At 47.4% G+C, this 21,266-nt stretch carries 20 protein-coding genes and 1 tRNA gene; 1 reads left to right on the forward strand and 20 read right to left on the reverse strand.

Annotated features, from left to right (window positions below; genetic code table 11):
* Positions 1 to 19 precede the first annotated feature (19 nt).
* On the reverse strand, positions 20 to 2,428 hold the full coding sequence (locus AB1K83_RS17085) for a SpoIIE family protein phosphatase (protein ID WP_413059416.1): 2,409 nt from the start codon (positions 2,426 to 2,428) through the stop codon (positions 20 to 22).
* A 179-nt stretch (positions 2,429 to 2,607) separates the two neighbouring features.
* Between AB1K83_RS17085 and AB1K83_RS17090 the strand changes: the two genes are divergently transcribed.
* Positions 2,608 to 2,681 (forward strand) — tRNA-Met (locus AB1K83_RS17090).
* A 276-nt stretch (positions 2,682 to 2,957) separates the two neighbouring features.
* On the opposite strand, the gene AB1K83_RS17095 is transcribed toward AB1K83_RS17090, so the two are convergent.
* From AB1K83_RS17095 to AB1K83_RS17185, 19 genes are all read right to left on the reverse strand, one after another.
* Entirely contained in the window at positions 2,958 to 3,380 is a 423-nt protein-coding gene (locus AB1K83_RS17095) for a S1 domain-containing RNA-binding protein (protein WP_041072506.1), read from the reverse strand.
* A 129-nt stretch (positions 3,381 to 3,509) separates the two neighbouring features.
* Positions 3,510 to 3,920, reverse strand: a complete 411-nt coding sequence (locus AB1K83_RS17100) for an FtsB family cell division protein (protein ID WP_413059417.1) — start codon at positions 3,918 to 3,920, stop codon at positions 3,510 to 3,512.
* 53 nt (positions 3,921 to 3,973) lie between these two features.
* A complete protein-coding gene (gene yabQ / locus AB1K83_RS17105; protein WP_413059418.1) occupies positions 3,974 to 4,441 on the reverse strand; it encodes a spore cortex biosynthesis protein YabQ in 468 nt (155 codons plus the stop codon).
* Positions 4,438 to 4,734 carry a sporulation protein YabP gene (gene yabP, locus AB1K83_RS17110; protein WP_413059419.1) on the reverse strand — a complete coding sequence of 99 codons (297 nt, stop codon included), beginning with the start codon at positions 4,732 to 4,734 and terminating at the stop codon, positions 4,438 to 4,440. Before yabP ends, yabQ begins: the two co-directional genes overlap by 4 nt.
* A 359-nt stretch (positions 4,735 to 5,093) precedes the next feature.
* Positions 5,094 to 5,384, reverse strand: a complete 291-nt coding sequence (locus AB1K83_RS17115; RefSeq protein ID WP_413059420.1) for an RNA-binding S4 domain-containing protein — start codon at positions 5,382 to 5,384, stop codon at positions 5,094 to 5,096.
* Complete coding sequence (gene mazG / locus AB1K83_RS17120; RefSeq protein ID WP_413059421.1) at positions 5,381 to 6,838, reverse strand: nucleoside triphosphate pyrophosphohydrolase; 1,458 nt, start codon at positions 6,836 to 6,838, stop codon at positions 5,381 to 5,383. The genes AB1K83_RS17115 and mazG overlap by 4 nt, the downstream gene beginning before the upstream one ends.
* A 5-nt stretch (positions 6,839 to 6,843) precedes the next feature.
* Positions 6,844 to 8,433, reverse strand: a complete 1,590-nt coding sequence (locus AB1K83_RS17125; RefSeq protein WP_413059422.1) for a putative polysaccharide biosynthesis protein — start codon at positions 8,431 to 8,433, stop codon at positions 6,844 to 6,846.
* Between the two features lie 283 nt (positions 8,434 to 8,716).
* Complete coding sequence (spoVT, locus tag AB1K83_RS17130) at positions 8,717 to 9,253, reverse strand: stage V sporulation protein T (protein ID WP_413059423.1); 537 nt, start codon at positions 9,251 to 9,253, stop codon at positions 8,717 to 8,719.
* Between the two features lie 140 nt (positions 9,254 to 9,393).
* Positions 9,394 to 12,915, reverse strand: a complete 3,522-nt coding sequence (mfd, locus tag AB1K83_RS17135) for a transcription-repair coupling factor (protein ID WP_413059424.1) — start codon at positions 12,913 to 12,915, stop codon at positions 9,394 to 9,396.
* A 337-nt stretch (positions 12,916 to 13,252) separates the two neighbouring features.
* Complete coding sequence (locus AB1K83_RS17140) at positions 13,253 to 13,483, reverse strand: anti-sigma-F factor Fin (RefSeq protein ID WP_413059425.1); 231 nt, start codon at positions 13,481 to 13,483, stop codon at positions 13,253 to 13,255.
* A 56-nt stretch (positions 13,484 to 13,539) separates the two neighbouring features.
* On the reverse strand, positions 13,540 to 14,103 hold the full coding sequence (gene pth / locus AB1K83_RS17145; RefSeq protein WP_413059426.1) for an aminoacyl-tRNA hydrolase: 564 nt from the start codon (positions 14,101 to 14,103) through the stop codon (positions 13,540 to 13,542).
* A gap of 154 nt (positions 14,104 to 14,257) precedes the next feature.
* A complete protein-coding gene (locus AB1K83_RS17150) occupies positions 14,258 to 14,890 on the reverse strand; it encodes a 50S ribosomal protein L25/general stress protein Ctc (protein ID WP_413059427.1) in 633 nt (210 codons plus the stop codon).
* Between the two features lie 98 nt (positions 14,891 to 14,988).
* On the reverse strand, positions 14,989 to 15,948 hold the full coding sequence (locus AB1K83_RS17155) for a ribose-phosphate diphosphokinase (protein WP_413059428.1): 960 nt from the start codon (positions 15,946 to 15,948) through the stop codon (positions 14,989 to 14,991).
* Positions 15,941 to 17,335 carry a bifunctional UDP-N-acetylglucosamine diphosphorylase/glucosamine-1-phosphate N-acetyltransferase GlmU gene (glmU, locus tag AB1K83_RS17160; protein WP_413059429.1) on the reverse strand — a complete coding sequence of 465 codons (1,395 nt, stop codon included), beginning with the start codon at positions 17,333 to 17,335 and terminating at the stop codon, positions 15,941 to 15,943. Before glmU ends, AB1K83_RS17155 begins: the two co-directional genes overlap by 8 nt.
* A gap of 327 nt (positions 17,336 to 17,662) precedes the next feature.
* On the reverse strand, positions 17,663 to 17,947 hold the full coding sequence (spoVG, locus tag AB1K83_RS17165; protein ID WP_340745568.1) for a septation regulator SpoVG: 285 nt from the start codon (positions 17,945 to 17,947) through the stop codon (positions 17,663 to 17,665).
* A 204-nt stretch (positions 17,948 to 18,151) separates the two neighbouring features.
* Positions 18,152 to 18,529 (reverse strand): RidA family protein, encoded by a 378-nt coding sequence (locus AB1K83_RS17170; RefSeq protein ID WP_413059430.1) that lies wholly within the window; start codon positions 18,527 to 18,529, stop codon positions 18,152 to 18,154.
* Positions 18,530 to 19,357, reverse strand: coding sequence for a pur operon repressor (purR, locus tag AB1K83_RS17175; RefSeq protein WP_413059431.1), 828 nt, complete (start codon positions 19,355 to 19,357; stop codon positions 18,530 to 18,532). It lies immediately after the preceding gene.
* 57 nt (positions 19,358 to 19,414) lie between these two features.
* A complete protein-coding gene (gene ispE / locus AB1K83_RS17180) occupies positions 19,415 to 20,281 on the reverse strand; it encodes a 4-(cytidine 5'-diphospho)-2-C-methyl-D-erythritol kinase (RefSeq protein WP_413059432.1) in 867 nt (288 codons plus the stop codon).
* 608 nt (positions 20,282 to 20,889) lie between these two features.
* Positions 20,890 to 21,075: a small, acid-soluble spore protein, alpha/beta type gene (locus AB1K83_RS17185; protein WP_413059433.1), complete on the reverse strand. Its 186-nt coding sequence runs from the start codon at positions 21,073 to 21,075 to the stop codon at positions 20,890 to 20,892.
* Positions 21,076 to 21,266 lie beyond the last annotated feature (191 nt).

Genomic DNA, 21,266 nt, shown 5'->3' on the forward strand with positions numbered 1-21,266 from the left:
CCAATTCCTTCTCTTCTCTCTATCCTATCATCTTTTCCCGGGAAATAATCGGGGAATTCGGTTTGAATCCGGCCCATTTTGGAAGGGAGTGGTCCACTCTCATGACAAGCACCGTACGATCATCGCCAACTGCCCTGAATCTGCGCTCCATTTCATTCATGATCCGATCAGCAATTTTATCGCAATCATAATGCCCGTACTTCTCTAGTACGCTGTATAATGCCTTTTCTTGTGTTTCCAATGCAATCTCTCCATTTAATAAACCATCCGTCATCATGACAATCAAATCACCTGATTTCAATTCTTCATTTTTGGCTTCTACTGAAAAGGAATGTAAAAAGCCGACAGGAACCGATTTGCTGTCTAATCTTAAAAAGTCTTCCCCTCTTTTAATATACGTACTCATCGATCCGGCTTTCCAAGACCATAGCCGCCCTTCCTGCAAGTCAACCAAAGCAAGGTCGAGCGTGGCATACATATCGTCCAGCCCATTCAACGCCATCATATAGTGTAGCGTGTGCATGGCCGTTTCGGGATTCATCTTCCGATTCAGACATTCACGCATTAAACGGATCACCTTCCTGCTTTCCCGGTACGCATTTAAATCCTGTCCCATTCCGTCCGACAGCAGAACGGCTGTCAAACCATCATGGATCGGAAACACTTCATAGGCATCCCCCGCGTGGAATGAACCACTTCCGGATGCCGCTACAATCCCATATTCCAACGAAAAGCGGACGGCGGAACCGAATGTCAACTGCAAGTGCGGGAAGGGATGTTGCTGTACAGACGATTTGACGACTTGGAACGGTTCATTATACAACTCCTCTAACACCGGCAATACTAGCCGCTCCGCCACGGTCGTGTCCGTCTCAAAGTCGGATCGTCGTTCCGGGATGCAGACGACAATTCGGCGGGCCCCCCTCTCACCGGATAATATATCGATCTGGAAATATTCAATATTTCTCTCTTTCAACAGCCCGGCAATTTCTTCTTCATCCGGCCGATAGACGGAAATATCTTCTTTGATTTCATTCATCATCTTCTCCAAGTGGGCACTCATATCCCTTAATTGAAGCGCTAACATTTTTCGGCCATGCTGTAGCTGACCGCTTAATAGGCGGCTGGCAGACTGCTCCTCCAACTCCGTGATGAGTCCAGTGAAGCGGATACATTTATATTTGATTTTCTCTTCCACTTTATGGCGTGCCGCCTTCTTTGTCACAGAATACGTCGACTCCCATGCCTGAAACAGATGGGCCATCTCCTCATCCTGCCCGCCCCAACACTTCGAATAGCGGAAACAGGATTGGCATATCGAGGGGACCGCTTGTACTGCGGAAGCATTGGTCTGGGAGAACCGATCCTTGACCAACGTAGACATGAACTCCGCAAATTGCTGGAAATCGGCCAACTGTTCATCCAGACGCTCGGCTAGCCATTTCTGTCTTTTTTCCGATACTTCCTGCCGTTCAGGAAACATGGCGTTACGAATCGGCTCTACTTTTTTAGTGGGAATCAATAAAAATAAGAACGAAGCGACCCCGATGGATACAAAATAAGAACTATCCAAAGGCAGTGTCAAATCATACATAAGAAAGAATACCGATACGAAAATACCGGCCGATGCAATCCCCATTTTGCCGAATCGCCTCAGGGCACCTGCGAGAAAACCGGTCATCCCATACACCGCCATCATGCCAGTAAAGGACAATTCTGCTATACCGATAATTGCAGCAATAATCATCGCAACCGTCGTTGAAAATGGAATCCCCCCTGCCAAAGCCGCTAGCAGAATGGTCAAATGGATCAGGGTACCCGCAATCGACACATGTCCCAGCATCACCCCACTCATCCCAGTGGCCGCCATCGCGCCGATAATGCAGGCGGCACTCAGACGCTCAGGCGTCCACCTTTCGAAGTAGAGGCGGTCGATAGGCGGAAAAGCGATAAACAGAAAGAATGTCATGAATAAGGCCAACACCGCTTCATACCCGATGGCGAGCTGAACCATGACCGGTGGGTGGCCCGCATACATGATGAATTGCCACAAGACTTGGACGACAATCAAACAACCTGCCACCGTAATAGGTACGGATTTCCGTGTGAATGAATATTTGATGACCGCATTGAATAGGATAAGTTGCAATAGATGGAGGACAGCTTGTCCAAAACCGAGGAAGGCGCTCCCTGCCATTCCACCGATGAATACCCAGATCAAGTGACGGCGGAAGCGCGCCTTCGCCAATGCCCAAACCGGAAGGAAAAACGGAACGGCCGCATCAAACAAGACCGCCTGCGATAAAAAGAAGGAACCGAGTAAAAATAAGAGTGAAAGAATGATATACATTTTTCGTTTTCCGATCATTTCAAAATACATACGGATGGACTGTCCAGCTGAATGTTCCACATTGCTCATCATTTTCATATCCCATTCCCCCTATGATCACTTTTTATTAAGTATACATAGAGAGGCGTCAAGAAATTGTCTGTTCGTGACAGGTGACCAAAAAAATGTTTCGACGTGTTCCGGCGCTGTTTTTCTTTTTTCCTAAGCGGGTTGACACGTGCCGTGTTCCCATGTATTATGTATATTGTTGCAAGTAAGGCGGCGTAGCTCAGCTGGCTAGAGCGTCCGGTTCATACCCGTAAGGTCGGGGGTTCGACTCCCTCCGCCGCCATAAAGAAAGACCAATTGGATAGATGAAAAAAGCAGCTTTCTATTCTGAAAAGCTGCTTTTTTCATGAGTTGATTTTGTCGATTTTCTCCCATCTCTGGATTACGGGCTCGGAGGATTAGCCACCAATCGCCATAAAAGCGGAAACGACTCCTATTCTGTGACATGTCTGGCGAAATGTCGCCACTAACAATAAGTTGATGACAAAAAAATATCCCGCGCCTCTCATTAGAGGCGGGGATTGCAATCTCTTTTTTCCAAATTGAAACAGCCAGCAAGTTATCCTCTTCTTGCTCCGCGTCCACCACGTTTGGACTCCGTCGCTCTTTTCAGAGTCGAGAGGCGTTCTTCACTATCTTTCATGAACTTTGCCATTTTCTGTTCAAAATTTTCTGGACGATCATTCATTGGCCGACCGCCTTGACGAGGACGATGCGGGCGCTGAGGACGTTGTGGGCGTTCAGATTCAGGCTGCGCTTTACGAATAGACAGCCCGATTTTGCCATCTGTTCCGACATTCATCACTTTCACTTCAACCATGTCGCCTACTTTTAAATGATCATTGATGTCCTTGACATAATTGTCCGCTACTTCACTAATGTGGACCAAGCCTGTCGAACCGTTCGGTAGCTCAACAAATGCTCCGAAGTTTGTGATTCCTGTTACTTTACCCTCTAACTTGCTGCCTACTTCAATTGACATAAAAAAAATGCTCCTCCTTAAATTTTAAGCGGGCCTCGCACTGGAAGCCATGCAACCGTATTGACGGGACCTGCAAAGTGCAAGATACCTACTCTTATTATAGCCAACAAAAAAAGAGTGTCAATAAGACTACTCTTTTCCTTCCACATTTTCATCCTTTTTTTGGTTTTTTTCCGGGATGGAAAATATGATTTCATTGCGATCGGATAAAAAATATTCTTTTCTTGCCAGTTTTGCAATATACTCATCATCGTCCAATTTCACAAGTTGCTTTTTCAATACATCCTGCTCTGCCTGAACCTGTTTTAATTGAGCGGTCAACTCGGCCTTTTTCTGTTCTTTGTCAGCCAAGACCTGTTTCTGTTGGAGATTGGTATGGATCAATCCACCAAAGAGAATTGCCGAAATGATGCCAAATACCGCCAGCCTACGAAACAAACGGACTTTCAACGCCGCTTTCCGATGCTGCTTTTTCTGGAGATTACGGACGTATTCGGTTTGAATCGATGCCACTGTTGCGCGCGACGATCGTTCTTCCATGTCTTGCACATCCTCTCTTCACATCACCCGATTATTATTCCATAAAGTATACATTAGTTTCCCTTCGGTTTAAAGAGTTTTCTATGAAGGGCTTGGTAGACTCGTATGAACGGTGTGAAGAGAAGGATGGAAAGTCTCAGAACAAACCGGATGATCTGCCGAATAATGGAGACAGCAAGACGCAAAACAAACCAAATGGGCTTTATGACAACCAATAGCACAATCCGACCAACTAACCTGAACGGCTTATGGAATACACTCGCATATAAGAGCAATCCACAAATCTGGGCAACCGGATCGTACATCCGCCAGGCCCCATCCCTTACCAGATACAAAACATAGAACGATCCGCAACCGACCGCTATCCAACCGATCGTTTCAAACCAGATCGCCTTTCTTCGGATAATGGACCGTTTTCCAGCATTCGCCGTCCCTGTTTGAATTAAATCGATCAACGCTCCGCCAACTACACCTGTCCCGATCATCGCCAGAAGGCTAAGAAACTGGACGGAGAGACTCATCCAAATAATTTATGGAGGAAATTCCGTGATCCTGATTCTTCTTCATCGTATTGGATGGTCGCTACTGTCCCTTCCAATGTGAGAAGCCCCTTATCGACATCGAGATGGACGATGCGCAGTTCCTCCCCGCGTATTTGCAGCATGCCTTGCGATGTCCGAATGAGGAATTCTTCTTGATCGAACCGGTCGATCGCCTTGACCGACGTCAGGTCCATCCTTTTTCTGTTTCGCATTGTTACTACGTGGTCACCTGAAGGGATTGTATACGTAGGGCTGTCCGTCTGGATTTGCATATGCTTCCTCCTTTGCTTGTACGTTCACAGCCATCTTATGCCGTCTGATTCGAAAAGATGACAGGAATATGTACATTGCAAACAGAGGGCTATCCTTCTAAATCGCTCCGGGACTCGGGTCTGGGAATTTCTCGGGAAAGAGGATACGGCGGTGAATCATGGCATGCTCATCCGCTCATATTTCTACGCAAGCGATTATAACTCCGGAGAAACGCCCACAATTTCGAAGAACCGATCATATTTCTGCGCAAGCGATCATAATTCCAAGGAAACGCCCATAACTGCGGGAGTAACGCTCATATTTCGTGACGCGCCCGCATCTTCACCCCGGCTTCCTAAACTAGAGAGCAAGAAATCCATCAATCCTCATCATCAATAAATTCAGGTTCCACCTTTTCCAACTTTTCTTCTTTCAAAATGGTGTACATAGAGGCGGCGTCCTCTTTTTTCGTGGAGTCTTTTAAGACTTCGACCTGTGCGGTAACGATCTTTTGGCCAAATCGAATCGCCACTTCATCGCCTGCCTTGACGACGGATGAGGCTTTTGCCACTTTTCCGTTTATGGTGATCCGGCCCTGATCGGCCACTTGCTTTGCCAATGTCCGCCGTTTGATAAGGCGGGACACTTTTAAAAATTTATCTAGTCTCATTTGGTTCCCCTTCCTTTCGCTTGTTGCCAAAATGACTCTAGTTCCTCTAAGGAATAGTCGCTAAACTTCCCGCTCCCCTCTTTCACTTGTTGTTCGACAAATGAAAAGCGTGAACGAAATTTTTGATTGGCATGAATCATCGCCTCTTCTGGTGAGATTTTTAAAAATCGTGCAAGATTGACTAGCGTGAAGAGAACATCTCCCAACTCATCGATCTGTGTCTTCGATGTCCCTTCTTCCACTTCCTGACGAAACTCCGCCCATTCCTCTTCAAACTTATCAAACGCCCCTTGGATATCCGGCCAATCGAATCCGACTTTTGCCGCTTCTTTTTGATAATTGTATGCGGTCAGCAGGGACGATCCCGAGCGCTCCTGCCCATTCAATAATGAATCCGACACCGGTTTCTCACTCTTTTTGATATCCTGCCAGTTTTGAAGGACTTCATCGGAATTCTCCACATCCACTTCACCGAACACATGAGGATGGCGTCGGATCATCTTGGACCCGATCGATTCCAGAATGTCTTCCATGGCGAAGAATCCATCGTCTTCCCCGATTTGTGCATGGAGAAATACTTGTAGCAAGACATCGCCCAATTCCTCGATGATGCCATGATCATCCTCCTGATCGATCGCTTCCAATAACTCATGGGCTTCTTCGACCAAATAGCGTTTCAGCGTTTCATGTGTCTGTTCCCGATCCCACGGACAGCCATCCGGTGCACGTAAGGCAGCGATGATTTCACGGAATGTCGACCACTCCTTCAGTCGCTCTTCCCGGTCCAAGACAGGCGGGACATACACTGTCGTCAAATTATTAATGGACGTTTCCCGGTCCAACTCGTAGAGAGGTACAGTGCGAAGTTGCTCATCGGACGAACCCGCAGCCGTCACAATCGTTACGGGATGATCGTACGCATACTTTTCCATCAAGACCAGCTTCACTTCCGAAGCAATAAATTCATCATACACTTGTCCAATGAGGATATGCTGTTTCATAATGACGTCGTCCCGCTTCAGATCCGTCCCGTCTAGCAGTTGAAACCCTTCAATCGGATCAATGCAGAGTGCTGCAAAAATAGGATCCAAAAAGCTGTTGCCACCGACGATTTCCAAGTGGGCTTCACCACTCATCTCTTTCTCTATCAGCAATTGGACAGTCCGTTCCGCCACAAGCGGGTGACCCGGAACGACATAGGTCACCGGACTTTCTGCAGACATCCGGAGCAACTCCGCAACAATTTCCTCATAGACGTTCTCAAACGTATCATTTCGTTCATAAATCTCGTCGAAACTTGCAAGCTCCACTCCTTCCGCCCTTAGTTCCGCGACGGCGGGATGCTGATCAGTCCTGGCGATGAGAGTCTCCGCCTCTTTTATTTTCCGGTAGGTCCCGACAGATAATTGTTCCAACTCACCTGCACCGAGACCGATGATAATAATACGGTTCATTTTTTTCACCTTCTGCTTTTATTCAATCGTAATTGTACGCCGGCCAACCTCTTGCCAAACGGCAGCAAATACCAATCCTTCTCCGCCATTATACGTGATTTCATAACAACCACTAAAAAAACGACAGCCCCTATCACTACGGAGGACAGGGCAATCAATGCGGAACCGATGCGGGACGGCAATTGGTCAAATAAAACCCCATCCGCCATGATCATCCATGGAAAAACAACCCCAGCCATCAGAACGGTTGCAGTTATCGTCCAGCCATAAAAACGGGCGGGAGCCAGACCGATCGGCCACACTTTTTTGAAATAGAAAAGGAGGCCTAGAGCGATAACCGCCAATCCGATATTTCCCGCCAAGGCGGCCCCTGTCACATCTAATACTGGCACGAGCAATTGATTGGCGATGATTTTGACGATGAGTCCTCCACCGAGAAGCAACGTCGGAATCTTCACTTTTCCATCCCCTTGCAGGACGGCAGTCAGCGGAAGTACTAAGGATAGCCAAAAAATTTGAAAAGAAAAGATGGTTAATGTCAAGGAGCCATTCCTTGTCTCAAAAAGCATTTCATTCACATAGGGCATCACGAGAGCTAGGCCGGCTGCTGCCGCCCAACCGAACAATAATGCGGTCCGGAACGTCAAGCGGATGAATGGTGCGGCTCCTCTCCCCCCTCTTTTGGAAGCATGATGGGCGATGAGCGGGACAATCGCCAAGGCCAAGGTGATGGCAATCAGGATTCCCATCTGCACGAGAGGATGACCTCGATCATAGACTCCTTTTAATGCCATGGCACTCTCCTCCGCCATCCCGCTTGCCATCAGGCCATTATAAACGGTGAAGGAATCGACCAATTGGAATAGCAAGAGAAGGAGAGAGCTGGCACTGACACTAAAACTGACAATCGTCAATTCTTTAATGATCGGCCAAATTTCGACTCTCGCTGCCGGACCTTGGAGCGCCCTCCGAAAATAAAGAGCAAGAATAACTACACCGGCGGCTTGCCCGACAACCGCCCCCCACATTGCGATTTCACCCGTCGCATAAAGGGACGCCCCCGTGCGTAATGCTATCCAAGTCCCTATTAAAATAATAGCTACCCGAAGAGCTTGCTCCCCAACACCTGAAACAGCAACAGGCACCATCCGTCCTTCCGCCTGAAAGGAGCCTTTCAATACGGCCAGTGCCGGCATAATGAGGACGATATATGCACCTGCCTGTAAAAGGGGAGCCAAATCTGCATCCCCCATCATTTGTGCAAAAAACGGAGCAAAAACGGTTAGCAATATGAAAAAGGACAAAGACAATATGGCTAAATAAAAAAAAGCGATCCGCATCCTTGCTTTTTCTTCGGCCGGACTTTTACTTCCTGCAAGAAGTTTGGAGACGGCAACTGCAAACCCGTACGACGTCCAAACAATGAAAATGCCGATGAATGGATACACCTGCTGATAGATATAAAAGCCTTTATCTCCCACAAGGTTCTGGAACGGCACACGATACACCGCACCTAGCACCCTGATAATAATAGCCGATAATGCCAAAATCGAAGCGCCTTTCATGAACGTTTTCATATTCCAATCTGATGACATGACCGCGCCTCTTTCTTGACGTAATGTTGTCATTATAACACTTGGCGGGGTGTCATGTGCACAAGGCAGGCCTGAAGCGATCATCACTTGTGAACTAGTTCATGCTGTATTTGATATGGAGTGTCAAGTAACGACTGATACTTTATTCGGCACGCCTTATTGTATTCCTTACGGACGCGGTCGTTGCCTCTTGGAAGAGTTGAAAAGTTCATAATGACGGAGATAGGCTTCGAAATAAAAACAGCCCCAGCGGACCATATTATTTGGTACGAGGGGCTGTTTCCTATTGCTCCATTTGCTTGGACAGAAAATGGGCAGCAGTTTCCACCGCTTTTTGTTCGACTTCACCGACGAAATGCACTTTTGACAGAACATAAACTGCGCCGATCGTATCGCCTCCAGCGACGATCGGAGCGATACAATACGATTTCACTTGCTCCACTTGGCCAGGGACCCACTCGATTGTTTTCTCGAGCTTTTCCGTCACGGCTTTACGGCTGGCTATCAGTTCTTCAACATCCGGCGAGAGCTGTCGATTCAAATAATCTTTCTTGGACAGCCCTGCAACGGCGATCATTTCGTCCCGATCGCTAATGAGTGTTGGAGTCCCCAACGTTTCGTATAAAGTCTCTGCGTATTCTTTTGCAAACTGCCCGAGTTCGGAAATCGGCGAATATTTTTTAAGAATGACTTCTCCATCTCGGTCAGTAAAAATTTCAAGCGGATCCCCTTCCCGGATTCGGAGAGTTCTCCGTATTTCCTTCGGGATGACAACCCTTCCCAGGTCATCGATTCTGCGGACGATTCCTGTTGCCTTCATGCATGATGCCTCACTTTCCACAAAATTAGACGTTGCTTTCATTGCTGGTTCTAGTATGCGTCAAGTATGGACAAAATATGCAAGAGGCCCTGAACACGGAAGCCCAATGAAACGATTCCCTCTATAATGACTCTTTGGAATCACACTGATTCATAATTCACAGATGTTTGAAGAAGCTGCATAAGTTCTTCCAAAATATCGAATACAGGCTTCTTCCCGGCATGGCGCTCATCGATCGTTACGATCAATTGATTGTTCTCCATTGTGAAGCCGATAGCCCGGCCAAATGTAACGGATTCAGATACCAACTTGCCTCCGTCTGTTTTTGCGGTCCCTTCCGGAGATAGGCGGACTTCGATGACAGTACGCTGTTGTTTAATGGATTCCACACCGGCTGATCGAGCCCATACTTTGATTCGGGCGATCCGAAGCAACAGATCTGCTTCGAATGGCAAATCGCCAAAACGGTCCGTCATCTCGTCAACGAGTTCCCCATAGTCTTCTTCACTTTCGATCGCTTTCACTCGCTTATACATTTGGATCTTCTGGAAACCATCCCGGATATATGATTCCGGAATATACGCATTGACCGGGAGTGAAATTTCCACATCAGGCACATCTTCTTTGGAAATGCCTGTCTGTTTCTCCTCGATGGCTTCTTGCAACATTTGAGAATATAGATCGAATCCGACCGAATCAATGAACCCATGTTGCTGAGATCCGAGCAGGTTTCCCGCACCACGGATGGAGAGGTCACGCATCGCAATCTTAAAGCCCGACCCCAGCTCTGTGAATTCCTTGATTGCTTGCAATCGGCTTTCGGCAACTTCCGTTAACACTTTGTCCCGCTGATAGAGGAAATAGGCATAGGCGACCCGATTTGAACGCCCTACCCGACCACGCAGCTGATACAACTGGGAGAGCCCCATCTTATCCGCATCATGGACGATCAGCGTATTGACATTTGGAATGTCAATGCCTGTCTCGATAATGGTCGTCGTCACCAAAACATCATATTCACCTTCCAAGAAGCTTAATATGATTGATTCTAATGCGGATTCACCCATCTGGCCATGCGCGAACGCTACTCTCGCTTCCGGCACGAGTTGGCGAATTTCATCCACTTTGCGAGTCATATCTTCCACACGGTTATATAAATAGAACACCTGGCCTCCACGGGCCATTTCCCGTTCGATTGCTTCCCGGACCAACGCAAAATTATGTTCCATGACATACGTCTGTACAGGAAAACGATTGGACGGCGGCGTTTCAATAACAGATAAATCCCGCACGCCAAGCATCGACATATGAAGCGTTCGGGGAATCGGGGTCGCCGTCAACGTCAAGACATCGACATTTGTCTTCAATTGTTTCAGCTTCTCTTTATGGGTTACGCCGAATCGTTGCTCCTCATCGACGATCAGAAGCCCAAGGTCATGATAAACAATATCTTTGGATAACAAACGATGCGTGCCGACGACGATATCGACAGTTCCCGCTTTCAAGCCTTTTATTGTTTCCGTCTGCTCTTTCTTCGTCCGGAAACGGTTCAATAAAGCAACTTCCACCGGGAAGCCGGTAAATCGCTCTTTCATCGTTTCATAGTGCTGTTGCGCCAAAATGGTCGTCGGAACTAGGAAAGCGACTTGCTTTCCATCCGAAACCGCCTTGAATGCCGCCCGGATAGCAACTTCCGTCTTCCCATATCCGACATCCCCGCAAAGCAGACGGTCCATCGGGCGTTCCTTTTCCATATCCTGTTTGATTTCCAAGATAGAACGGATTTGGTCATCCGTCTCGTCATAAGGGAATGAATTCTCAAAAGATCTCTGTAAATCATCATCGGGCGAGAAAGCATGCCCTTTTTCAGCTTCCCGTTTTGCATAAAGCTTGATCAAATCGTCTGCGATATCCTGGACGGCTGCGGAAACTTTCGATTTGGTCTTTTTCCATTCACTTCCGCCTAGTTTATGCAGCTTCGGCTCTTTTTCGCCCGACGCAATATATTTCTGGATCAAATCAATTTTATCTGTCGGCACATAGACTTTGTCATCGCCTCGGAAATGAATAAGAAGGAAATCTTTATCCACGCCGCCCGAGCTCAGTTTTTCAATGCCGATATACTTTCCGATTCCGTGGTGGACGTGAACGATATAGTCACCCGGTTGAATTTCAGAATAACTTTTAATGCGTTCTGCATTCGTCATTTTTTGTGGCCGGGCTTTCCGCTTCGGTTTACCTTTGAATAATTCGGAATCCGTCAGCACGGCAATACGTTGGAAAGGGAGCTCGAATCCTGCCGATAAATCACCGTTCATGATAGTAACGGTTCCGGCTTCGGAAGTCGCATCCGAGACAATCGACTCCATCTCATAATCTTGCAAAATCCCTTGCACTTTCTTCATCCGTTCCTTGCCATCCGCCACAACGAATATATGGAACTTGCCTTGCTGCCAACGTTCCATTTCAGCAGCCAATAAATTCATCTGACCGTGAAACTGCTGCATCGGCTTACATGAGAAGTTCACAGTCTTTTTCACTGTGATTCCCGGAATCGATCGGACGAATAGAGATAGATACATACGCTGCTGCGCCAGCATTCCATTCATTTCCTCGAATGTATACGAGATTTTCGTGTCATGGACGATTTTCCCATCTTCCAAGAGAGCCGTGACCCATTCTTTTTCTTCTGCCTCCAACGAGCTTGCCACCTCGGCGATCCGTCCAATTTCATCAAACAGGACGAGACCGTCTGACGGAAAATAACTCCCGAGGAAAGAAAGCGCATCATTTGCAAACGATGCGTATTTCAACATATTCTCCGGAAAAGAACCTTCCCTCAATAAGCTGATATCGTTCATCATATTGCGGGTGAGTCGCTCTTTCGCCTCTTCGTTTTTCATTTTTTTCAAACTGGCGGCGAGAGCCGCTTCTACATTTTCTGCAATAAGAAACCTGTCGGAATTGGACCAAACAAATTCGATCGCCGGCAAAATGGTAATCGCATCAAGTTTCCCGGTGGATCGTTGATCTTCCGCCGAAAATGTACGGATGGAGTCGACGTCCGTGTCAAACAGCTCAATGCGGACCGGTTCTTCCCGGTTTAGCGGATAGAGGTCCAAGATGCCGCCACGCAACGCAAATTCACCCGGCGTCGTCACCATGGGCTGTCTTACATACCCCATGGAAACGAGTCGAGGAAGCCATTCATCCATCTCAATTGAATCCCCTACCTTTGTCTGTAAGGAATTCCGCAGCCAGCGTTCTTTCGTCGGTACAAGTTTCTTCATCCCTGCAATCGGAGTAATATAAATGCCTTTACCCACGCGAGCCATATGGTCTAGCGTGTCAATCCGTTGAGAGCGCAATTCATAGCTCGAGATGGAAAAATCCGCGGCGATCAATTCCTCTGCCGGATACAAATGCACAAAGGAATCACCAACCATTTTCACCAAGTCCTCATACGTGCGCTGCGCCTGCAATAAATTTGGAGACACAATGAGAAGAGGACGTGGGAACGATTGTTGGAGCACTTTATAGAACACCGCTTTGGCACCACCGGATAGCCCAGCAATCAATTGGCGATCCTTTTTCATCTCCAACTCTTCCACCAGGTTATGAATCTCTTTCTCTTGCAATAATAAATCTATGAGCGCTTCCATTACGACCGGTCCTTTCTTTACTATATAAAATGAACTAAAACTGGATTTGATCCATGCCGGATTGAAGCGAAAGCATAGGTACGAAAAACGGCTTTCGCCTCCAAATATGTCAGCTCTGTATCGCACCGGCAGAGCCAAGAAAAAGCTTCCCGGTAGTCCTCGGAAAACGTCCATCGAAGTGGAAATCCAGTCCGGAAGACATTTCTGGAATACGTAAGATGTGTAATGTAGTAGTTCGCATGTATAACCACCATTATAGATTAACAATTCCAACAGCAATCAAATCAGAAAAAAACAGAAAAAGCTTTGCACGCCGTGAAGCGCCAAAGCACACTTCTTATTGAAGCCATTTCTGAAGTGAATAGTAATCCGGAAAGTTACGGAGCGATTGCTCACAATGCTCACAAATGCAGCGAACCGTCAAATCTCCATTCTTTTCATAAACAAGAAACCGCTCTTCTTCACTCTCATCCCACTTTTGGAGATAACGAACAGTCTCTTTGACAGAATCAAACGGGATGGTGCCAATTTCACTTTCACAGTGACGGCAAGTATAACGGATTCCCATTATATGATATCGCCCCTTTTTCCAAAAGTATAGGCGAAATCAACAGATATTATTCCTTACGCACCGTTAAACTGATTCATCACTTCCAGAAACGGTTTACCTAGCCATGCCTCGCAGGCGGATGCACTCTTTTTCGCCACTTCCGCCATGATGGGCTGTTCTTCCTTGCCAAACGACGATAGCACATAATCTGCAACCTTCATGCCGGACGCCGGCCGATCAATTCCCACCCGTATCCGGTTGAACGTATCAGTCCCCAAATGGGCAATCAAGGACTTCATCCCGTTATGCCCACCCGCGCTTCCTTTTTGCCGAAGCCGGATCGTTCCCGCAGGCAAATCGAGATCATCATAAATAACCACGATCTCCTCTGGTGTGACGTCATAATAATCCATTAATGGGCGGACGCACTCTCCGGACAAATTCATATAGGTCAATGGTTTAACAAGCATCACTTTTCCTTCGGGCCGATGGATGATGGCATACATGCCATTAAATTTCGTTTGCATTATAGGAGAGCCCCACCGATTTGCCAATTCATCAATGACATGGAAGCCAATATTATGGCGGGTCTTTTCATATTGCTTACCCGGATTGCCGAGGCCGATTATCATTTTCATGGTTTCCTCTTCCTTTTCCATTCAATCAATTACGCCTCGGCGCAATTGCATACTTCTCTACCAGCCGTTGCACTTTCGGTTCATTTCCAATTGCCGGACCAAGGCAATCCAAACAGAAAACAAGCGCACGGAAATCCGTGCGCCGACGCATCCATTACGCTTCGTTTTCTTCTCCAATCACTTCCGGCTCGGCATCCGTTGCTGCCGCTTCACCATCAAGTGCTTCCAGTTCTTCTTCTGTCCGTGGAGCTGATATGAGCACGAGTGCGTGATTGTCCTCATTTAAGATTTCAAATTTGGACTTATCGCGAAGATCCGCGACTGTGATCGTGTCACCGATCTCTAAATCAGTAATGTCGATATCGAAAGTCTCTGGGATATCGGAAGGCTTCACCCGGATGGTGATTTCACGGTTAGGCTGTTGTAGAACGCCTCCCTCCTTTTCCCCTTTCGACTCACCTGTCAAGTTGACGGTCACTTCGACTTCGAGTTCCTCGGTCATATTGATGGCCAAGAAGTCGGCATGGCGAATATCGCCTTTTAAGGCATCTGCTTGATAGTCGTTCAGGATGACATTGAGGTCCTGTCCATTCACATTTAACTTAAAGACGCCGTTTCGTCCCGCATCACGCAGCGTAGTTAAAAGGTCGCGTTCTTTCACCGCAATTGGTGTGGACTCAATTTTATAACCATAAACAACCGATGGCACATAGCCATCATTTCTTAATTGTGTAAGTGTTGATTGTTTCGCTGATTCTCTCATTTCGGACTGAATTGTTGTACTCATTGTTTAGTCACCTTTCCTGAAAAAGTTTACCTTAACTCATAAATACCCAATGACAGACGACATGAAACTAAACTGCTATCAATCAAATACCCTTACGATTACTCGAATAACGTGCTGACGGATTTCTCTTCAAACACACGTACAATCGCGTCGCCCAGAAGCTTGGCGATGGATAGTTTGACGATCTTCGGAGATTCTTTCGATTCCGGAAGTTCAATGGAATTAGTAATAACCAATTCTTTGATTTGTGAATTATTGATGCGCTCGATGGCAGGGCCTGACAAAACAGGGTGCGTACAACAAGCATACACTTCTTTTGCCCCATTTTCGATTAAAGCGCTCGCCGCGATCGTAATTGTACCAGCTGTATCGATTATATCATCAATCAAAATAGCTGTTTTCCCTTCGACATTCCCGACGATGCTCATGACTTCGGCAACGTTTGGCCGTGGACGTCGCTTGTCGATGATGGCGATTGGTGACTTTAGACGATCCGCCATTTTTCGCGCACGCGTTACCCCGCCATGATCCGGTGAAACGATGACGAGCTCGTCCCCTTTCAATCCTTTTTCCCGGAAATATTCCGTCAGGATCGGTTCTGCGACAAGGTGGTCGATTGGCATGTCGAAGAAACCTTGAATTTGCGGTGCATGCAAATCAATGGCAATCGCACGGTCGGCACCTGCTGTTTCAAGTAGATCGGCAACCAATTTCGCTGTAATCGGTTCACGTGGACGTGCTTTTCGGTCTTGGCGTGCATACCCATAGTAAGGCATGACGACATTGATCGTGCGGGCAGACGCACGTTTCAACGCATCTACCATGATCAGGAGTTCCATCAAGTTTTCATTGACAGGGTTCGACGTCGGCTGGATGACGAACACGTCGCAGCCTCGGATACTTTCTTCGATGTTAATTTGGACTTCGCCGTCACTAAACCGTTTGACTGAGCTTTTGCCAAGTGGGCGTCCAATTTCCTCAGCAACCTCTCTTGCCAACGGTTCATTCGCATTCAAAGAGAATATCTTCAATTTATCGTTCGGATAATGATTAGGCATTATGGGGGCCCCCTGTTTGAGTTTGATTTAATTTTGTTGCATATCCCTCTTTATTTTCCTGGCGTGCACGTCCAATTGCAAGTGAACTTTCTGGCACATTTTCAGTAATCGTGGAACCTGCTGCGACATAAGAGCCTTTACCAACCGTCACCGGAGCAATCAAATTGGAGTTGCAACCAACAAATGCATCATTTTCAATGGTAGTGACATGCTTGTTCTTGCCGTCATAATTTACCGTGATGGTACCGCAGCCGATATTGACATTCGTACCGACCTCGGCATCGCCGATATAGCTCAAATGGGAAGCTTTGCTGCCATTTCCGAAAGCTGCTTTCTTCACTTCCACAAAGTTTCCGATTTTCACTTGATCGCCAAGATTGGAATCTGGACGGATATGGGCAAACGGGCCGACAGACGTAGAGGAACCGACTTTACTTTCTCTCACGACGGAAGAGTTAATGGTTGTCCCGTTCCCAATTTGACTATCCACAATTTGGCTATTCGGTCCGATGATGCAGTCTTCTCCAATAACCGTCTTTCCTTCAATCATCGTTCCAGGCTGGAGCACTGTGTCCCGTCCGATCTCGGCGTCCGCACTAATATAGACATTCTCCGGATCGATAATGGTCACACCTTGCCGCATATGGGTCTCCGCAATTCGACGGCGCATGACCTTTTCCGCCTCTGCCAAGACGACTCGGTCATTTACGCCAAGTGTCTCGCTGAAATCGTCTGTGACGTAGGCGGACACCAAAGCACCTTCCGATTGCAGAATGCCGACGACATCCGGCAAATAATATTCACCTTGTGCATTGTCATTCTTCACTTTTTTCAACGTTTCAAACAATGCTTTATTATCGAAGCAATACGTGCCAGTATTGATCTCTGTAATGCGCTGCTGCTCTGGCGTCGCATCCTTCTGCTCTACATTTCCCAATACTTGGCCGTTCTCCCCACGGATTATCCGGCCATAGCCGGTCGGGTCATCTGCATGGGCTGTCAGTATGGTCGCTTTGGCGCCGGACTCATTATGATGGGCAATCAGCGCTTCCATCGTCTCAGAGCGAATCAGTGGTGTATCCCCACAAACGACAAGTGTGGTTCCTACCAAGTTGCCAAGTAGGCTCTCCGCCTGCTGGACAGCATGAGCAGTCCCCAACTGTTCTGCTTGAAGCGCATATTCGCTTTTATTCCCAAGTCGTTCTTCCACCGCTTCTGCTCCATGACCAACGATCGTCACGATCCGCTCGGCACCGAATCCCCGAATATGATCAATCACATGTTCGACCATCGGCTTTCCGCAGACGGGATGGAGTACTTTATATAAAGCGGACTTCATCCGTGTACCTTGCCCCGCAGCGAGGACAATGGCATATGTATTATTCATGTACTAGCCTCCAACAATAAGAGATGTAGATTCATCCCCCTGAATGTTTTCATTATTGACTATAGCGGAAAAAAGCCTTTTTTTCAACCAGTCCCCCTTGACAAGCCCTTTCTAATCTTTTACTATATTATATCTTTTCTCTTAGACTAGAAGTTGGTTAAGTGAGTGAGGGGGAAATCAATTCAATATTCCGCTCCGGCAATTGATTCCTGCCATATGTCTAAAAAGGGAAAGCCCGGAAAGGCCATCATGGCATCCAGGGCTTTTGATCCACATCCTAAAAAACTGCCCTTTTTCAAAGGCAGTCAGCTAACTATTCAGTCTTTTTCAAACGCCGGCTCCTTCGAGCACTTCCTCTTCTGCAGATAAATGGTAGGCGGCCAATACGGCATCCTGCACCTTCGTACGGGCTTCCGAATTAATCGGATGCGCGACGTCGCGGAATTCACCATCCGGCGTCCTTTTGCTTGGCATTGCGACAAATAAGCCTTCATTCCCATCAATCACTCGGATATCATGTACGACGAACTCGTCATCTAATGTGATCGACGCGATAGCCCGCATCCTTCCGTCAGTCTCCACCTTCCGCAATCTTACATCAGTCACTTCCATTCCATCACCACTCCTTTTGTCTAAACAGCGCTTGACCTCTATATTCCACAAAAGTAACCGTTTTCCTTTTTTAAAAATAAAATAATTCCAATAGTTGGATAGGGCGGAGGAACCGGGTGATGTAGTTCATATTTATGTAATGAAATGGAAAATCCCTTTATTTGAAAAGGAGAGGGATTTTCACTCCCTCTCCCTGCTTCCCCATTATTTCTCTACTACTGCAATGACTTCAATTTCCACTTTTACATCTTTCGGCAAACGTGCCACTTCGACCGTCGAACGCGCCGGTGTGTGGGTACCGAAATGTTTGGCATACACTTCATTCAAAGCCGCGAACTCGTCCATGTCTTTAATGAAAACAGTCGCTTTCACCACTTGTTCCAGAGATGAGCCTGCCTCTTCCAACACGGCTTTTAAGTTAGCGAATACTTGGTTTGTCTGCTCCTCGATTGTACCTTCCACCAGATCTCCGTCCGGCTTTAATGGAATTTGTCCTGATGTATAGATAAAGCCATTTACTTGGACCGCTTGTGCATACGGTCCAATTGCTTTCGGTGCATGTTCTGTCGCTACGTAGTTCATTCAATTTCCACCTCTCGTGAAATAATTTCCTTCTGCCAATTCGATGGTTCTCTCCCTTTCATTTACCGCTTGCAGCTTGATGAGGGATAAGTAATCATCTATTAAGATCTCCTCGGGATAGTCCGCCTCGACCAGGACCGCGATTCCTGCCAATTCGCATCCAAACTCTTCCAGCAAGTTTTTCATGCCGATCATAGTGCCGCCCGCTTTCATGAAGTCATCCGTAATCAAGACCTTTTGTCCACTCTGCATACTTCTTTTCGACAAGACCATCGTCTGGATACGGCGGGTCGAACCGGACACGTAGTTAATGCTGACCGTCGAGCCCTCCGTAACTTTGCTGTCACGACGAACAACGACGACCGGAACGTTCAAATGCCTGGCAATCGCATGGGCAATCGGAATGCCTTTCGTGGCGACCGTCATAATCGCATCGATTTCCGTGTCCGCAAAAGCGGAAGCGAACACCTTACCGATCCGGTCGATAATTCGCGGATTTCCTAGAAGATCGGTCATGAATAAATAGCCGCCCGGCAACAGTCGATCGGACTGTCCCAATTTTTCGATCAAGTCGTTAATTAAATCGCGAACGCCATCTTCCGAAGTTTGGGGAATGAACTTCACGCCCCCTGCCGCTCCGGAAACCGTCACCAGCTTGCCAACCCCTTTTTCCTCGAACGTTTCTTTCACAATGGTCAAATCCTCACTAATTGATGATTTGGCTGCTTGATAACGCTCCGAGAAAAAAGTGAGTGGAATGAGTTCATGTGGATGTTCCAGCAGATGACGCGTCATATCCACGAGCCGTTCGCTCCTTTTCCACTTCATCAAACCATCTCCTAGATTCCGAATATTTTAATCGTACATTATCACAAATGTACGGGTTTAATCAAGAATATGACGGGAGCCGACCATCCGGACCGCATAGACTTCCGAACAGAACCCCTTGAGTCCGTTATAAATGCGGGATACCCTGGATTCTTGCTTGACCAATCCAAATACGGTAGGCCCGCTGCCACTCATCAACACCGCGTCCGCGCCAAACTTTATCATATGCTCTTTCAATCCGGCCACTTGCGGATATAGATTCATGGTGACCGGTTCAAGCACATTGCCGACGGATTGGCACATTTTTTCATAATCATTGTTTGCTAACGCCGTTATCATCCCTTTGGTATCCGGATGGATAATGGAAGATGTATCAAGATTCCCATAAATATCTCCAGTTGACACGGAAATGGCAGGCTTCGCCAAGATAACCCAGCACCTTGGGGGAACTGGCAAATTTTCGATCACTTCGCCTCGACCTGTCGCCAAAGCGGTTCCCCCGTAGACGCAAAAGGAAACATCCGAACCGATTTTTGATCCTAGCCGGGCAAGCTCTTCCGAGGTGGCGCCTAATTTCCAAAGTCGGTTCAAGCCCCGCAACGTGGCAGCAGCATCCGAACTGCCTCCCGCTAATCCCGCAGCCACAGGGATGCTCTTTTCAAGAGTAATTTCAACCCCGTCCTGGATCCCGTATTCGCGCCGCAATAGATCGGCCGCTTGGTAAGCCAAATTTTTCCGATCACTCGGCACAAACCGCTCGGATGATTTGATCACGATCCTCCCATCATCTGACGGACGGAGCCAGACCCGATCAGCGAGATCGACGGTGGTCATTACCATCTCCACCTCATGAAAACCGTCCGGCCTTTTATAGAGGACATCGAGCGTCAAATTAATCTTCGCAGGCGCCTTTTCATATATCATCCCGCTCTCCTCCACTTCAGCAATTTGATTAATCCTATTTTACCATAGGGCTAATTAATGCGTTGCAAAATACGTATCATTACGAAAGATAGTTTTTTAGGAAAAAGCATGAACCCGGTAGCTGACAGTAGACTATGTACAAGTATGTGGTTTGGAGAGGTCTTCGAGGTAGCGTTCGTATTGGCTGGCGGACCGTGGTTCGAGACAAGCGGGGAGCTGGACTTATGAGCGGTCCTATGGAAATATGAGCGCGGCGCGAGAGTTATCGGCGGTTCTACGGAAATATGAGCGCGGCGCGAGAGTTATGAGCGGCCCTCCGGAAATATGGGCGCGGCGCGGGTTTTATGGGCGGTCCACCGGAGATATCAGCGCGGCACGAGTTTTATAAGCGGTCCTACGGATATATCAGCGCCACACGAGTTTTATAAGCGGTCCACCGGAGATATCAGCGCCACACGAGTTTTATAAGCGGTCCACCGGAGATATCAGCGCCACACGGAATGCACCTCGTGACGGCCCAATCCTCCCCCAACGAAAAAGGCTGCACCCGGGCGGATTGCCCGAAGTGCAGCGCTTTATCTGTCAGCCTCTATTTGGATCCAGGGAGCTTACTGCGGTCGGTTGCCTTGTGCCACGCCTCTTTCCGCCATTTCAATTGCACGTTTTACCATGTTACCGGCATCGCGCGCCTTGATGCCACCCCAACCTTCTCGCTGAACAACATCGTAAAATCCAAGTTCCTTCGCAATTTCTTCCTTCAGTTGCTCAGACATTACAGATCTTCTTCTCGCCATTCGGTTTTCCTCCTTTTCGGCTGACAATGGTAGTATGGAGATAAAATTAAAAAAACACCTATGTAAATTATTCCGCACAACGCGGAAATTACATAGGTGTTCTTTTTCACTAAATTCAGTGAAAGCCTCCGGCGGATGTCACGGATTTTGAAAGGAACTAATTGCGCAAACGCAATTCAAAACCCGGACGC

Source organism: Sporosarcina sp. 179-K 3D1 HS (assembly GCF_047228905.1).
Lineage (GTDB): Bacteria > Bacillota > Bacilli > Bacillales_A > Planococcaceae > Sporosarcina.

Coding starts and splice junctions, on each gene's coding strand:
- AB1K83_RS17085 (WP_413059416.1), bottom strand. CDS start 2,428: ATGAAAATGATGAGCAATGTGGAACATTCAGCTGGACAGTCCATCCGT.
- AB1K83_RS17095 (WP_041072506.1), bottom strand. CDS start 3,380: ATGTCAATTGAAGTAGGCAGCAAGTTAGAGGGTAAAGTAACAGGAATC.
- AB1K83_RS17100 (WP_413059417.1), bottom strand. CDS start 3,920: ATGGAAGAACGATCGTCGCGCGCAACAGTGGCATCGATTCAAACCGAA.
- yabQ (WP_413059418.1), bottom strand. CDS start 4,441: ATGAGTCTCTCCGTCCAGTTTCTTAGCCTTCTGGCGATGATCGGGACA.
- yabP (WP_413059419.1), bottom strand. CDS start 4,734: ATGCAAATCCAGACGGACAGCCCTACGTATACAATCCCTTCAGGTGAC.
- AB1K83_RS17115 (WP_413059420.1), bottom strand. CDS start 5,384: ATGAGACTAGATAAATTTTTAAAAGTGTCCCGCCTTATCAAACGGCGG.
- mazG (WP_413059421.1), bottom strand. CDS start 6,838: ATGAACCGTATTATTATCATCGGTCTCGGTGCAGGTGAGTTGGAACAA.
- AB1K83_RS17125 (WP_413059422.1), bottom strand. CDS start 8,433: ATGTCATCAGATTGGAATATGAAAACGTTCATGAAAGGCGCTTCGATT.
- spoVT (WP_413059423.1), bottom strand. CDS start 9,253: ATGAAGGCAACAGGAATCGTCCGCAGAATCGATGACCTGGGAAGGGTT.
- mfd (WP_413059424.1), bottom strand. CDS start 12,915: ATGGAAGCGCTCATAGATTTATTATTGCAAGAGAAAGAGATTCATAAC.
- AB1K83_RS17140 (WP_413059425.1), bottom strand. CDS start 13,483: ATGGGAATCCGTTATACTTGCCGTCACTGTGAAAGTGAAATTGGCACC.
- pth (WP_413059426.1), bottom strand. CDS start 14,103: ATGAAAATGATAATCGGCCTCGGCAATCCGGGTAAGCAATATGAAAAG.
- AB1K83_RS17150 (WP_413059427.1), bottom strand. CDS start 14,890: ATGAGTACAACAATTCAGTCCGAAATGAGAGAATCAGCGAAACAATCA.
- AB1K83_RS17155 (WP_413059428.1), bottom strand. CDS start 15,948: ATGCCTAATCATTATCCGAACGATAAATTGAAGATATTCTCTTTGAAT.
- glmU (WP_413059429.1), bottom strand. CDS start 17,335: ATGAATAATACATATGCCATTGTCCTCGCTGCGGGGCAAGGTACACGG.
- spoVG (WP_340745568.1), bottom strand. CDS start 17,947: ATGGAAGTGACTGATGTAAGATTGCGGAAGGTGGAGACTGACGGAAGG.
- AB1K83_RS17170 (WP_413059430.1), bottom strand. CDS start 18,529: ATGAACTACGTAGCGACAGAACATGCACCGAAAGCAATTGGACCGTAT.
- purR (WP_413059431.1), bottom strand. CDS start 19,357: ATGAAGTGGAAAAGGAGCGAACGGCTCGTGGATATGACGCGTCATCTG.
- ispE (WP_413059432.1), bottom strand. CDS start 20,281: ATGATATATGAAAAGGCGCCTGCGAAGATTAATTTGACGCTCGATGTC.
- AB1K83_RS17185 (WP_413059433.1), bottom strand. CDS start 21,075: ATGGCGAGAAGAAGATCTGTAATGTCTGAGCAACTGAAGGAAGAAATT.